Below are 14,696 nucleotides of genomic sequence, written 5' to 3'. Positions count from 1 at the left end.
TTAGGCTATATTTTACACAAAAACGGTAAAACTGTCCATTGATTAAGTTAGTATGGTAGTGTGTGAATACAGCCAGTCAAAGCAGATAAAAAACTTATTGACTAAGGATATTGCCAGAGACTTGTTTTGATGATATTGTAAGTTGAGTTTCTGATTTTCAGAAAAAACCCCCAGTGGAAGTTAGCCAGCTAGGGGAGTTTAGTTATCAGGGTGCATCTACCAATTTAGTATTCTGGTGTTAACTAGCAAGTTCCGGATAGGTAGTAGATATTTTCTATAAAATCTGTAAGGATAAGGATACTAAAAACAAAAAATCCCCAACCAGAAGTTAGCCGGCTAGGGAAGTTAGTTATCAGGGTGCATCTACTTGTTAAGTGTTCATCGTTTTTAATTTCTGTTCCGGAAAAAATGGGTATATGTCCATAATTGTGTAATGATAACCGTAAACAAGAAAAAACCCCCAGTGGTGTTGGCCAGCTAGGGGAAGTTAGTTATCAGGGTGCATCTACTTGTTAAGTGTTCATCGTTTTTAATTTCTGTTCCGGAAAAAATGGGTATATGTCCATAATTGTGTAATGACAACCATAAACAAGAAAAAACCCCCAGTGGTGTTAGCCAGCTAGGGGAAGTTAGTTATCAGGGTGCATCTACTTGTTAACTGTTCATTGTTTTTAATTTATGCTCCGGAAAAAATTACCCAAAGATTGCTGTTTGTCAACTACGGAAAAAATTCCTGTGGTTATGTGGTTGGGTAGGGGAGTTAGTTCTTAGGATTTTATCTACTTAATACTTTATCTACAAATTTTTACAAACGCTCTTGGTTGTCAAGAGTGTTTTTTATTTGCCAAAATCACAAAAGAAAACCCCCAGTGAGTTTTAGCCAACTAGGGGAATTGAAGATCAAGGTGCATCTACCAATAAACAGTTCTCCATGGGGATCAGTCAATCCGGATCAGAACAGGCACAAAACCTGTAAACAAGCCTTCTTAAAACTAGATTAAGATCAATATCCGAAACATTAGAATGGCAAAATACATCTATATGTATGAGCAGGATTAGCAACTTGTAATCTTATTCCCAAAAGCAATACTGCTAATTCTTCTAAATTTCCTTGTATGGGGTAAACAGAATCATGTTTATCGATGCCAGAACAGTTCATGTTTAGGGCATATAATCATAATGGATAGAGATTAAAATGTGGCTTATAACCTGCTGAATGCAATAAGGGAATTTGTACGGTTGGCTCATCCGAAAGTTACGCCCGTGGACAAGAAGTAGTTTTATACCTTGGTGGAAGCGGGAAATAAACAGCGTGCTATTAGCATTGTCTAAGTTTTATGGAGCAGAAATTGTGACCCAGGAATTTCACCTTTCGGCAACGCTAGTGGGGCAAAATGATTATCTGGTGCGGACGGAACAAGTAGCGCCTGGGGTGCCGGTGGCGGAAGAACTGGTACATTGGCCTGTGGCTAAGTGGTTGACTGCTGCGGGAGATTTGATGGATGATCCTTTGCAGTCGGTTTTGCAGGGGCATAAGAGCATCAGAAATTCTGTTAACTTGGTGTCCTTGGGTCAAGAGTTATATAAGGCACTGTTCCAAGGAACGCTCCGGGATAGTTGGATTACTGCCCAAGGTATTGCCCAAAATCATCAGCAGGTACTGCGGCTAAGATTAGGAATCAAGGATACAAGATTGGCGAGGGTGCCGTGGGAAATTATGCACGCAGGTGATCGCCCTTTAGTTACTGGTCATTATCTTACCTTTTCCCGTTACCAAAGTGGCATTGCCCCATCATCGCAGTTAGCAACTCATAATCCAGCGGCAGATCGAAGGGTAAGAGTGTTAATGGTGATTTCCTCACCTACTGATTTAGCGCAACTAGATTTACTTAAACAAGAAGCTATAAATCTGAAGGCAGAACTGCATCGTCAAGCATCAAGAGTTGCTGATAGTAACTACCATTTACCAGAAATTAAATTGACTGTTCTTGACCAACCGGGTAGGGAGGAACTCACCCAAGCTTTAGAGCAGGGACATTATCATATTCTCCACTATTCTGGTCATAGCAACTTGGGGGCGAATGGTGGGCAAATTTACTTAGTAAGTAAAAAAACTGGTTTAACAGAAACTCTGAATGGAGATGATTTAGCGGGGCTGCTGGTTAATAATAATATTCAAATGGCAGTGTTTAATTCCTGTTTAGGGGCATATCGGGCTAGGTCTGGGGTGGAGGAAGATTCAGGAGAACGGAATTTAACGGAAAGTTTGGTAAAACGGGGAATTAGAAGTGTTTTGGCGATGTCAGAACGTATACCTGATGAGGTGGCGCTAACGTTGACCCAATTGTTTTACCGTAACTTAAGTCAGGGCTATGCTTTAGATTTATGTGTGAGTCGGGTACGTCAAGGGTTAATTTCTGCCTATGGTTCTCAACAGATGTACTGGGCTTTACCAATTTTGTATCTTCAGCGAGAATTTGATGGTTATTTGATACCACAAGTTGACTCTAGCTACATGACTACTCCAGGGGGGGCAGCGGAGTTATTGAACAAAGGTCAGCCTCCCTTGCAGACGAATAATTATAACTATTCTGCGGCCTTAGGCAATGCAGAAATGTCTTTAGCTATTGATGATCCTAATTTAACGGGGGGAACAACGGAGGTAGACTGGCTGGAGGAAGATACTTGGGGTGATATTGCTGATGAAATTGAGCATGATGAACCTAGTTATGACGAGGATTCGGCAATAGTTTCGGATGTGTTTCGTCAGCTTAATACCCCGACTAAAACAGAAGAACCTAGTATGAAGGTGGAAATAGTACAACAGGATCATCCTTATCCGTCGGAAATGCAGATTACTGATACTAAAAATGTAGACTGGGGAAATGTCCCAACTCAAATTACTCCCACTTCCTCGAATATTCAAAAGCATCAGGTAAATCCTCGGTTATCACCGTCACCTTTACGAACCCAAGTTAATCCGATTCCCCAGAGAAGATTACCTATGTTTTTGTATGGTCTTGTGGGGGCAAGTGCAATTACTGTTGTTGCTGGTGTGGGTTGGTTGTGGTATCAACAACAAGTGCGGAATTATGCCGAAATTCCACCAATCCCTGGACAAAATTTCCCAGATGATCAGCATCAGAGTATGGATTTACCTAATTTAGCTACGGGAATTGTCACGGCTATAGCTACGTCGCAGTTGAGTCAAGGCAATATTAAGGCTGGATTGGATGCTGTTAATGAATTAATGAATCGTGGTGCTTTTGCGGCTGCGGAAACGGCTTTAAATTTGATTCCTCCTCAGTATGCTGAAAATTCAGATGTGAACTTTTTTCGGGGGCGTTTAGCTTGGCAGTCGGTACAAACGAGAAATAATAAATACAGTATTGATGATGCTCGTCGTTATTGGGCGAGGGCGGTGCAAAATCAGCCAAATTCTGTTTTGTATCATAATTCTTTAGGATTTGCTTATTATGCGGAGAATAATCTTAATTATGCCAATGATGCTTGGTTCAAGGCTCTGAATTTAGCATTAACTCCTCAGCCCAATCAACTTTCTCTGGAGAAGAAACAGTTGGAAATGAGTGAACAACCAGAGGCTTTAATGGCTTATGCTGGATTGGCTTTGGGTTTATATAAGTCCGCTGGAAGTCAATCCCTTCCTAAAGGGCAGCAATATTTACGGGAAGCCATTAAACTTCGACAAAAGGTAATCCGAAGTGCGCCCCTAGACTTTAGTATGGAAAGGTTATCACAAAATTGGCTGTGGACAGAACAAGCGATCGCAGATTGGCAACGGTTGGGGGAAGCAAAGTTATCGCCTTCGCCCAAAAATAGTCCATAATTTCATGGGAGAAAAAATTGTGGAATCCAATACATCAAGCTAAAATTAGATAACCATTGCTATATTTACAACATAAGCAAATAATCTGCTTAGATATATAAACGGCATTATTGAGAAGTCAGGAGTCAAAAAAATGAAAAAGGTAGAAGCCATTATTCGTCCATTTAAGCTGGATGAAGTGAAAATAGCTCTGGTTAATGCGGGTATTGTCGGGATGACAGTTTCTGAAGTCCGAGGTTTCGGTCGTCAAAAGGGGCAAACTGAACGCTATCGGGGCTCGGAATATACTGTAGAGTTTCTCCAAAAACTCAAGGTAGAAATTGTCGTTGAAGATACCCAAGTTGATATGGTTGTGGATAAAATTATCTCTGCAGCCCGGACTGGTGAAATCGGTGATGGTAAAATTTTCATCTCCTCTGTTGATCAAATTATCCGCATACGGACAGGGGAAAGGAATACGGAAGCCGTATAAATATTGAGTATTTGCTGTTGCGTATTCAATAAACGGGCGTTGCTGAGTCTGTAAATCTGAAAACAGGAAATCAGCAGCGCCTTTTATTAATTTTTTTAACTGGCTTTGAGTTTTCACTTATTCACTTGGTAGCTTCTTTATACCATAACCTAACTGCCAATTATTTATTTGTTTGAGGTCATTTATTTGACCCGCAAAAATAAATTTGAGTGCGAGCCGCGTTTGTAAATACCCCCTAACTAAATAATGTCCTGGTTTGGCATTAATTTCATCTATAGTTTGAGTAGGATTGGTAATAACTCCGCAGTAGGTTCTATTCACTGGTAAATTAATTGTCATTAATTGATCATATACGTGATTATTCGGTAGCATAAACACAGCATATACATAATGCTCACCAAGCCAAGGACGAACGACAATTTTCTGAGGGTGGATATAAGATTTTGTAGTTTGACTGACGGTAAAACCTGATTTTTGACAGGGAAGGGTTGGTAATTGGTCCAAAAACTGAAAAAAGCCAATAATCACAACTAAGGTCAAGGAAAATAAGAAATAAGGGAGTTGACGGTTTCGCACTGTTGGCATCAATAATTATGTTTTATGGGGAGTTTCTATTTTACTTTTGCAGTCCGTCGCTAGGGTACACCGTGCAAATTACTAATAATTAAATTCTGTTGAAATTCAAAAAGTATGTTATAGTGTTAAATGTATAAGGGCGCGTGGCTCAGTGGATAGAGCAACAGGTTCCGGTCCTGTGGGTCGGGGGTTCAAATCCCTCCGCGCTCATTTTTGGTATTGCTAAATTATTTGATTTTCTGAAAAATTTATTTTTTCGGTATTTTATTACTAAACTTTTGTATAAGTTTAGAGACTTCCAAATAAAAAAAATATCCCAAAATTTCTTGTGATGCAAGCATCTTGCGTGCTAATAATACAAGGACGGGCAGGAGACCCATCCCACAAGATTGGATAGCGTGTGATTGAAAAACTAAAAACGCATAATTAGACAAATTATGGGTATTAAAGTCTACAGACTACCTCTTCAGATATCATGAGTTATTTCACAAAAGCTCTAATGCTGAGAAACAAGCTACAATTTAGAATAAGAAATTGTTAAAAAAATTTACGTTGGTAGCTAGAAATTTTCTGTGTCACAGCCTAAGACTACTCAAACCTTTAATTTTGATTCTATTGATGCCGCTTTGGCAGATCTCAAAGCCGGTCGTGTTATTGTTGTTGTAGATGACGAAAATCGAGAAAATGAGGGCGATTTAATTTGTGCTGCCCAATTTGCGACCCCTGATATGATTAATTTCATGGCTGTAGAAGCGAGGGGGCTGATTTGTCTGTCCATGACAGGCGATCGCTTGGATGAGCTAGACTTACCATTAATGGTCAGTAAACTAACGGATACTAACCAAACCGCTTTTACCGTTAGTATTGATGCCGGACCCCATTTAGGCGTTAGCACTGGTATTTCTGCTGAAGACCGAGCCCGGACTATCCAAGTCGCTATCAACCCAACTACAAAACCGGAAGAGTTACGCCGTCCAGGTCATATTTTCCCCCTACGAGCTAGACCGGGAGGTGTACTCAAACGAGCCGGACATACAGAAGCGGCTGTAGACCTATCCAGACTAGCGGGACTGTATCCAGCGGGGGTAATTTGCGAAATTCAAAACCCTGATGGTTCAATGGCTCGGTTAAATCAGTTAGTGGAATATGCTAAAAATCATCACCTCAAAATTATCAGTATTGCGGATTTAATTAGTTATCGTCTCAAAAATGACCGTCTTATCTATCGAGAAGTTATTACTAAGCTACCCAGCCAATTTGGTCAATTTGATATTTACGGCTACCGTCATACTCTAGATAATACGGAACACGTGGCTATTGTCAAGGGAAATCCGGCCAATTTCGGAGATGAAGCTGTGATGGTGCGAATGCACTCGGAATGCTTGACAGGTGATGCTTTAGGCTCTCTGCGCTGTGACTGTCGGATGCAGTTACAAGCCGCATTAAAAATGATTGAAAATGCTAGTCAAGGTGTCGTTGTTTACCTACGTCAGGAGGGACGGGGTATAGGCTTAGTTAACAAGCTCAAGGCCTATTCTTTACAAGATATGGGACTGGATACGGTGGAAGCAAATGAGCGTTTAGGGTTTCCTGCTGATTTGCGTGATTATGGTATGGGAGCGCAAATTCTCATGGATTTGGGTATTAAAAAAATTCGTTTGATTACTAATAATCCCCGTAAAATTGCTGGTGTTAAAGGTTATGGTTTGGAAGTTATAGATCGTGTTCCCCTGTTAATTGAGTCTAATGATTTCAATTCCTATTACTTAGCTACTAAGGCCAAGAAATTGGGGCATATGCTGTTACAAACTTATCTTGTAACAATTGCTATACATTGGCAAGATGAACCAGAATCGGTTACTGAACGTTATGAGCGTCTAGAGAAATTACGGTATTTATCAAAAAATCAGCATTTATTGTTACAAGAGGAAGCCCGTCCCTTGGGAATCGCTTTATTTGATCAACCATCTTTAACTGTACATTTAGGTTTTGACCAAGCGAATATTGCTGAATCCAATTGGTATCAACAAAAGGGTCATCCTTATTTACAAGCAATCTGTCAGATTCTGGACGAAATCACCATTTTACCCTATATTCAGAAAATAGAATTTCTGATTGCAACGGGTAGTGATCCGCTGAGTAATTTACAAGTACAGTTGGATAGACAGAGTTTTTCTAATGGTGTACTACCTTCGTCTTTAAAAGGTATTTTGCAAACACAGCACATTTACAGTTTTAGTAAGTAGGGTTTGCTGAATTTCCATAGATTAATCATAGCTTTAGTTTGATAACTAGAGCTATTTGTTCATTATTTATGTATGCTTGAATAACCCCACAAATAAAAGTTGCTATTAACTAGACATTAGCAATTAGAAAAAGTATAATTTTTAACAGAAGTGTTGAATGTTAAGAAAAGCCTGATAAAAATAGCCAAAAATATGTTGGGGTAATGGATAGAGGATTTGCGGGTCTAAATTTTATGCAAGAGTTAGTGCAAAAAGACAAATATTTTGTAGTGCGAATTAAAAATAATTGGAAACTAGAATTTGGATCAGAAACTGGATTAATCAAAATCGGTTCATCGAAGGATGCTCCCGCTTACAGAATGATTAATTTTTGTGATTTAGAAACGAAAACTGAATTTAGGTTAGTGACGAATTTACCTGCCAATGGAGAGGTAGCAGTTACAGATAATATCGTTTACGATGGGGAGTTGAACTGTTATGGAAATTTTTAAAGATGCACCTAAAACTGGATAGATTAATCACTAAAAATGTTAATGGTATTGCTATTCAAATTTATGCTAGTCTTATCGCTTATCTGATTTTACAACTTGTATCTGTTCCGAAAGAATGGGGTGAAAAGATGTTAGATAAATTCCGCTATCTTCAAGCTTGTATGTGTCAACAAATCAGTTATGTTCATTGGATGGAAGATATTATGAAATGTTGACATTTTTACCCTTGATAATACTAGTATACTTAAATATGTAAAGTTTTGTAACGACATTCAACATTTCTGGTAGAAATACTCAAGATAGAGAAGCTTTAATTAACATGATAGGCTTGGATTCAGAGTATGTAAATAAAATAGTTATAGATAATTCATTTTATAACTCAGTCAATCCATTTGTACAAGTGGAAAAAATAGATACCGTTATCAATTTAAGTATTAAACAGTTAAAAGATAAGGTATTAACTGGAAAAATTCGTTTATTTTCATCTCAAGGATATCTATACTTAAAATCTATTTCCTCTACTACTCAAGATTTTATAGATATAAACCTAGATAAAAAATTAATTGTAGAGGTAAAAACTAATATTCGCTTAGAATTTGACCAGATTGAACCTTTTTATGTATATTTTGTGGAAGATGGAAAAGATTGGTTAATTTATCAATATGGTTCTTGAAATAATTAAGTTAACATTTTAAAATCTTAGTTTTCAATTCTAGCAAATACTATTAACTTTACTGGAGTGATGTTTGCTGGTCTTACCTTCATTCAAATAGCGACATAGTTATTTTGTAGACAATAGTTTAAAATCTAGAGAATAGGTTTGTTTGTACCTGAAACCTCCAAGAGTATAATTTAAAAGCACTAGATGTCTACACCGATTTATCACATCACCCACATTGATAACTTAACCTCCATAATCACCAGTGGGGGATTGATAGCAAACAGTAGACTCAAGATACAACAAACCAATTATCTTGACATCGCACACTGACACATTCAAGATAGACGTGCCACCACAAAAGTCCCCTGTAGTGCTGGGGGATATTTACATGATTATGTCCCCTTTTATTTTGCTCCGCGTTCACCCATGCTCTATGCCATTCATAAACAAAACGTAGATAGTTATAGCGGTGGACAACAACCAATTATCCATCTAGTTTCAGAAGCTTATACCATCAATTCTTTAAAACTAAAATTTGCTTTTACTGATGGACACGCTATCATGGCATATAGCGAATTTTATGATGATATGTCTGATTTACAATCAGTCATAGATTGGGAATTAATGAAATCAAAATATTGGGCTAATACTCCAGATGACCCCAACCGCAAGTGGAGAAGACAAGCAGAATTTTTAGTTTATGAAAATTGTCCTTGGAGTTTAATACAAGAAATAGGTGTAATCAATAAAACTATTGCTGAACAAGTACAACTAATACTTACCGCCTTTAATATCCAAATTCCAGTAAAGATTTACCATGGTTGGTATTATTAAAATCATCAATTAAGTAGCTAAATAATATTTCAAATTATTATTAATATTATTCAAAAATTCCATTACGTAGTAAAATAATATTTAAAATCAGTTTCTAGTTTATCCAGTGATAGATAATATTGATAATAATTGATTATCAACCAGCAACTAACATAGAGAATACAATAGTATAAACAGCGATTAAAATTATTTAATCCCTTAAAAACAATGATTGAAATTAAGCAAGGCAACTTATTAACAGAACCAGCCCAAGCCCTAGTAAACACAGTAAACTGTGTCGGTGTTATGGGTAAAGGCATTGCTTTGCAATTTAAACAAGCCTATCCAGAAAATTTCCGCCAATACGAAAAAGCCTGTCGTGCTGGACAGGTGCAACCGGGGCAGATGTTTACCGTCGCTACAGGTAACTTATTTAACCCCCTGTACATTATTAACTTCCCCACCAAACGCCACTGGAAGGGCAAATCTAAATTAGAAGATATCAAAACTGGACTGGTAGCATTAGTCGCCCAAGTACAGCAATTAAACATTACTTCCATTGCTATACCTCCATTGGGGTGCGGTAACGGTGGCTTAGGCTGGAGTGAGGTAAAACCCTTAATAGAATCAGCTTTTGCTGCACTTCCAGATGTCCAAGTCATTATTTTTGAACCCAGTGGCGCACCTGCTGTGGAAACAATGCCCGTAGCCAGCAAAAAGCCAAATATGACTCGCGCCCGTGCCTTGTTTATTCGCTTACTGGAATTATACGGTATTCCTGGTTATGAATTAACCAAACTAGAAATTCAAAAACTCGCCTATTTTTTACAAGTAGCAGGTGAACCCCTACGCCTTGAGTATGTAAAACACAAATATGGACCTTATGCCCATAATCTAAATCATGTTTTAAAACACATAGAAGGGCATTACATTCGCGGTTATGGGCATGGAACAGCCAAGGCAGAAAGCGCGGAAATTTACGTTTTACCCGCAGGTAGAGAAGCTGCACAGTCCTTTTTAGCCAATGATCCATCAGCACAGGAACGGTTAGAACGAGTTAGCAACCTCATAAATGGCTTTGAAACCCCTTATGGCATGGAATTATTGGCTACAGTTCATTGGGTAGGAACTCAAGAAACCAACTCAGCCCACGATAGTGAACAGGCCATAGAGTTAGTTTATTCCTGGAGCGATGGGCTGCGCCCCATCGTAGATGAACGCAAACGTACCATCTTAAAACCACGACATATACGTAAAGCTTGGCAGCGATTAGGACAGCAGAATTGGTTGGCTGCAAAATAAAAATATAAGGCGATCGCCCTCATCACCAGTATAATTCCCCACTCATTGCGTATTTAGAGATGTCTACTTTATCTGTATTTATTCTGTTCATGCTTTCATCTTTTTTGTCTGAATCAGGATGTCCAGGATTTACAGGATTTAATTACGATTATGTGCATCTTCATACAGAATTGGTATAAGCTGAAAAACATTTAATTTGCATAATTAAAACAGGCAGGATGCCTGTTCCACAAGAGTTTTAGTTGTGAGCAATATACAATCTAAATGTCCAACAGCTTATTCATCCTGTTCATCCTTTAATCCTGGGTATCCTGATTCTGACTTTATTTATTTAAGGTTTCTTGGGTTTTTGCAATTGTGGAGATTTCGATTTATTCTTAGCAGTTAACTGTGGATGTTGATCTTGCATTTCCAACAGTTCGGGAACAGTGACAAATTCATAACCCTGTTTACGAAAGCGATTAATGATTTCTGGCAAGGCCTTGACAGTATTAGATCGATCACCGCCACCATCGTGCATTAATACAATACCACCTGGTTTAGCTTCTCTAAATATATTATTCATTAACCGGGGTACAGCGGGACGAGAGTAGTCCATGGAATCAGCCGACCACATAATAACAGCATATTTATTGTTTTTAGCATAAGCTGCGACTCCGTTATTCATGATTCCTCCTGGAGGACGGAACAGACTGGTTTTCACCCCTGTGGTTTGATAAATTATGTCTGTCGTATTAGCAACTTCGTAAGCTGCCGCTTGTGCGTTCATCTGATGATACCAGTGATGCCAGGTATGGTTAGCAATAATATGACCATCTGCAACTATTTGTTTTGTTAAGTCGGGATAATTTTTGACATTTTGTCCAACTACAAAAAATGTGCTTTTAATTCGATTTTTTTTGAGAATATCTAACACTTTGGCGGTAGTATTAGGCCAAGGTCCATCATCAAAGGTTAGGGCGATAACTTTTTTTTCTGGGGGAAGTTTAGCTTCACTAATTACAATCCCTTGAAAATTAGATGGTACATCAGTAGAGAACCCTTTGGCTTGTGCTTGTTGTTGCCAACTGGTGAGCATTTCTGTTTTTAATTCTTCTAACCGCTGCTGAGTTTTGACATTAGCACTAGTATTATTAATTTCAACGCTGATGCTTTGATTTTGGGCATCAGAGGTTTTATTTTTAAATAGAATCATTAAAGCAATACTTAGGGTACCAGTTAGGCCAACTAATGCGATTAATATTCCCTGTGTCCCAAAAAATGACTTATTATTTTCCACAGTGTGACTCCTTCAAGGAATGAACAATCAATGATAGCAATGATGGCTCTGAGGGTAGGTTATAACACATTTTTCTAAAGATTGAGATTTTTTGCCATACTGTGAAGTATGAGTTACTTGGGCATTCATGTATGTTTTACTACTTAGATTATGGTTTGATCTTCAAGAAAAAATGATTTTTTCCTTAATGCCACCAGTAGTTATATGATAATTAACTGAATATAGTTTCTCATTTGTGAATGATATTTAGTAGTCACGTTAGCTACTATTCTAATCTTGGGTGGAGATATTTTGATCACTGATTGACAACTTCTCAATGATAGTGGATTTAGTCGAGAAAATTAGGGTCTGTTGTCTTAATTTTACTTTTTCCAAACCACTAATATTACCCCAGTAACAATCAAACCTAATCCAAAAACACGGGTAGGAGAAATAGGTTCTTTTAAAATAAAATACCCTAAGAATACGGAAAATATATAACCAACCGATACCGCAGGAGCAGCGACACTCAGATTAACTCTTGTTAGTAGTAGAATATAGGCTACAGCACCAATACCATAACAGGTTAATCCTAGTAAAAGTTCTGGTATGGTGATCATGGTGAGAATGAGATTAATAATGTTCCCTCCATGCACTTTACCTAATTTGATTGCTCCCATTTTCAAAAAGAACTGTCCAGCAACACTAATGAGGACTGACATTAACAGTAAACTAAATTCTGGTATTGACACTGATATTATCTTGATTTTATTAATAACGGTTATTGATGGTATTTCATGTGAAATATAATTGAGAATTGAGGGACTAGAGCTTGCACCTCTAGATTTTGGTGATTTAAAATTATTAAATGGTATGGTTTTTTTAGTTTAATATTTCAGTTTTTTGTAAAACCTCTAGTTTCTTTTAATGTATAAAGAGGACGACCTTTTACTTCTTCGTATATTCGGCCAATATATTCACCTAAAATACCAATACAAATTAATTGAACTGAACCAAGAAAAAACATGGAAATTGTAATTAATGTGTAACCAATTATGGGGGAGAATGGTTCGGATAAACGCCAATACAAAACTAATAATATCATAAACAAGGCAATAAAAGCTGATAATATGCCTATATAAGTTGCCAGCCTTAAAGGAACTGTGGAAAAGGAGATAATACCATCAATTGCTAAAGCCCAAGATTTACCAAATGTATATTTTACTGTACCAGCAAAGCGGGGATCTCGTGCAAAAGGTACAGAAGTTTGTCGAAAACCTACCCAAGCACGTAAACCGCGAATGTAGCGATTACGTTCTGGCATAGAATTAAGGATATTTACGACCTGTCTATCCATTAAACAAAAGTCTCCTGTATCTTCGGGAATATCAACTTTAGCCAAGCGTCGGAGAATGCGATAAAAAAGATATGCAGTCAAGCGTTTGAGCCAGGTTTCTTGTTGACGGGATGTCCGTTGGGCATAAACTACTTGATATCCTTGATGCCATTTGTCAATCATGGTTAAGATTAATTCTGGTGGATCTTGAAGATCAGCATCCATAACAATGATACATTTACCTTGGACAAAGTTCAAGCCCGCAGTAACGGCAATTTGATGTCCAAAATTTCGAGCCAAACTGAGATAATGTACTCGGTTGTCAAGATGGTGTAATTCGCGCATCATACTTAAAGAGCGATCGCGGCTACCATCATCTATTAAAATTAATTCAGCATCACCGTCTAATTTTTCCATGACATGATGTAATCGGCGATACATCTCGGTGATGTTTTCTGATTCGTTATAAATGGGGATAACTAGGGAGTAGATAGGTTGGTTCACAGTTATAATTGACTGGCTGTAAAGTTGGTAATCAAGGCTTGATAAACAAAATCAATTTAAACTATCGTAAAATTAAAGTACAAGCTCAAGAATTGACATTAATGTTACCACTAAGTAATGATAGCAATGTATAATGAAGAACTTCCAGACAACTTAGGTGATTTTGGAGAATTACTCCGTCGAGTTTTGTCAGGAGAAGAAGTTATTCTTTCTCAAGCTGGTACTCCTGTTGCTCGTATCATACCTTTTTCTCACCGGCCATTAGCGCGAATACCGGGTTTAGACCGTGGTAAGGTGGTTATTGCCCCTGATTTTAACTCACCTTTACCAGAAGATATTTTAAAAGATTTTCTTAATCCCCTAGACATTCAGAATGAGAGTATTACTTGATACCCACGTCTTTATTTAGTGGGTTACAGATGATTCACAACTTTCATCTATCGCTGACCGAAAAGACGGGACACAAGCCCCGTCCTTCTAGGACGGCTTTATGTTAAAATTCGGTCATAGTCGCCATAGGGCATTGGGAGACTTTAAACGGACATGGAGGGACGATAAGACCACTTGTGGCGTGTTTCATTGAAGTGTCAAGAATCACCGCACCTTCAGGTCGGTGAGTATGTCAAAAAATCATTACCGACCCTAGTAATGAGTTATTCTTAAGTTCTGCAAGTGCGTGGGAAATTGTGATTAAGGTACGTTTAGGAAAACTAAGTTTACCTGAACCTCCAGAAACATATATTCCCAGTCGGTTAAAAATAAATCGTTTCCAGAGTTTACCAATTCAAATAGTTCATGCTTTACAAGTAGCAAATTTACCTGATTTACACCGTGATCCATTTGATAGGATTATTATTGCCCAGAGTCAGGTGGAAAACATGGCAATTTTAACTGTAGATAGTCAAATTATTCAATATCCTGTTGATGTAATTTGGTAGTTATTGCATATTTTATCATTGAATTTAACCTAACCATTTATCCTGTCCATAATTAACCCACTAGCGATCGCGGCTACCATCATCTATTAAAATTAATTCAGCGTCACCGTCTAATTGTTCCATGACATGATGTAATCGGCGATACATCTCTGTGATGTTTTCTGATTCGTTATAAATGGGAATAACTAGGGAGTAAATAGGCTGGTTCATAATGATAAAATTGCTTGAATATCTTTAAAATTTAATTACCTG

11 protein-coding genes, 1 tRNA gene and 3 pseudogenes are annotated in these 14,696 nt (G+C 37.8%); 10 read left to right on the top strand and 5 right to left on the bottom strand.

The window, feature by feature from the left end:
* Window positions 1–1,351: 1,351 nt before the first annotated feature.
* A complete protein-coding gene (gene hetF, locus H6G44_RS10825; protein ID WP_190386586.1) occupies window positions 1,352–3,847 on the top strand; it encodes a cell division protein HetF in 2,496 nt (831 codons plus the stop codon).
* Between the two features lie 133 nt (window positions 3,848–3,980).
* Entirely contained in the window at window positions 3,981–4,319 is a 339-nt protein-coding gene (locus H6G44_RS10820) for a P-II family nitrogen regulator (RefSeq protein ID WP_190386563.1), read from the top strand.
* Window positions 4,320–4,436: 117 nt separating this feature from the next.
* Here the strand turns inward: H6G44_RS10820 and H6G44_RS10815 are convergent, their stop codons facing one another.
* Window positions 4,437–4,904, bottom strand: a complete 468-nt coding sequence (locus H6G44_RS10815) for a hypothetical protein (protein WP_190386564.1) — start codon at window positions 4,902–4,904, stop codon at window positions 4,437–4,439.
* 128 nt (window positions 4,905–5,032) lie between these two features.
* On the opposite strand from H6G44_RS10815, the gene H6G44_RS10810 reads away from it, so the two are divergent.
* From H6G44_RS10810 to darG, 6 genes and pseudogenes are all read left to right on the top strand, one after another.
* A tRNA-Arg gene (locus tag H6G44_RS10810) sits at window positions 5,033–5,105 on the top strand.
* A 362-nt stretch (window positions 5,106–5,467) separates the two neighbouring features.
* Window positions 5,468–7,141 carry a bifunctional 3,4-dihydroxy-2-butanone-4-phosphate synthase/GTP cyclohydrolase II gene (gene ribBA, locus H6G44_RS10805; RefSeq protein WP_190386565.1) on the top strand — a complete coding sequence of 558 codons (1,674 nt, stop codon included), beginning with the start codon at window positions 5,468–5,470 and terminating at the stop codon, window positions 7,139–7,141.
* Window positions 7,142–7,335: 194 nt separating this feature from the next.
* Window positions 7,336–7,847, top strand: a pseudogene (locus H6G44_RS10800) (transposase); the annotation flags it as partial.
* Between the two features lie 104 nt (window positions 7,848–7,951).
* A complete protein-coding gene (locus H6G44_RS10795) occupies window positions 7,952–8,305 on the top strand; it encodes a hypothetical protein (RefSeq protein WP_190386566.1) in 354 nt (117 codons plus the stop codon).
* Between the two features lie 192 nt (window positions 8,306–8,497).
* Window positions 8,498–9,127: pseudogene (darT, locus tag H6G44_RS10790) on the top strand (type II toxin-antitoxin system toxin DNA ADP-ribosyl transferase DarT).
* Between the two features lie 207 nt (window positions 9,128–9,334).
* On the top strand, window positions 9,335–10,408 hold the full coding sequence (gene darG / locus H6G44_RS10785; protein ID WP_190386567.1) for a type II toxin-antitoxin system antitoxin DNA ADP-ribosyl glycohydrolase DarG: 1,074 nt from the start codon (window positions 9,335–9,337) through the stop codon (window positions 10,406–10,408).
* Window positions 10,409–10,739: 331 nt separating this feature from the next.
* Here the strand turns inward: darG and H6G44_RS10780 are convergent, their stop codons facing one another.
* The 3 genes from H6G44_RS10780 to H6G44_RS10770 form a co-directional block, all read right to left on the bottom strand.
* Entirely contained in the window at window positions 10,740–11,687 is a 948-nt protein-coding gene (locus H6G44_RS10780) for a polysaccharide deacetylase family protein (RefSeq protein ID WP_190386568.1), read from the bottom strand.
* 362 nt (window positions 11,688–12,049) lie between these two features.
* Complete coding sequence (locus H6G44_RS10775) at window positions 12,050–12,418, bottom strand: EamA family transporter (RefSeq protein WP_190386569.1); 369 nt, start codon at window positions 12,416–12,418, stop codon at window positions 12,050–12,052.
* A gap of 143 nt (window positions 12,419–12,561) precedes the next feature.
* Entirely contained in the window at window positions 12,562–13,506 is a 945-nt protein-coding gene (locus tag H6G44_RS10770; protein ID WP_190386570.1) for a glycosyltransferase family 2 protein, read from the bottom strand.
* A gap of 117 nt (window positions 13,507–13,623) precedes the next feature.
* Between H6G44_RS10770 and H6G44_RS10765 the strand changes: the two genes are divergently transcribed.
* Together H6G44_RS10765 and H6G44_RS10760 are read left to right on the top strand one after the other, a co-directional pair.
* Window positions 13,624–13,896 carry a type II toxin-antitoxin system Phd/YefM family antitoxin gene (locus tag H6G44_RS10765; RefSeq protein ID WP_390802821.1) on the top strand — a complete coding sequence of 91 codons (273 nt, stop codon included), beginning with the start codon at window positions 13,624–13,626 and terminating at the stop codon, window positions 13,894–13,896.
* 239 nt (window positions 13,897–14,135) lie between these two features.
* Complete coding sequence (locus tag H6G44_RS10760; RefSeq protein WP_190386587.1) at window positions 14,136–14,444, top strand: PIN domain-containing protein; 309 nt, start codon at window positions 14,136–14,138, stop codon at window positions 14,442–14,444.
* A 63-nt stretch (window positions 14,445–14,507) separates the two neighbouring features.
* On the opposite strand, the pseudogene H6G44_RS10755 reads toward H6G44_RS10760, so the two are convergent.
* Window positions 14,508–14,654, bottom strand: a pseudogene (locus tag H6G44_RS10755) (glycosyltransferase); the annotation flags it as partial.
* Window positions 14,655–14,696: the final 42 nt, after the last annotated feature.

Origin of the sequence: Aphanizomenon flos-aquae FACHB-1287, from assembly GCF_014698755.1 — a bacterium.
GTDB lineage: Bacteria > Cyanobacteriota > Cyanobacteriia > Cyanobacteriales > Nostocaceae > Dolichospermum > Dolichospermum flosaquae.
Note: the sequence above shows the minus strand (reverse complement) of the source record. Positions and strands in the feature narration are given on the sequence as shown.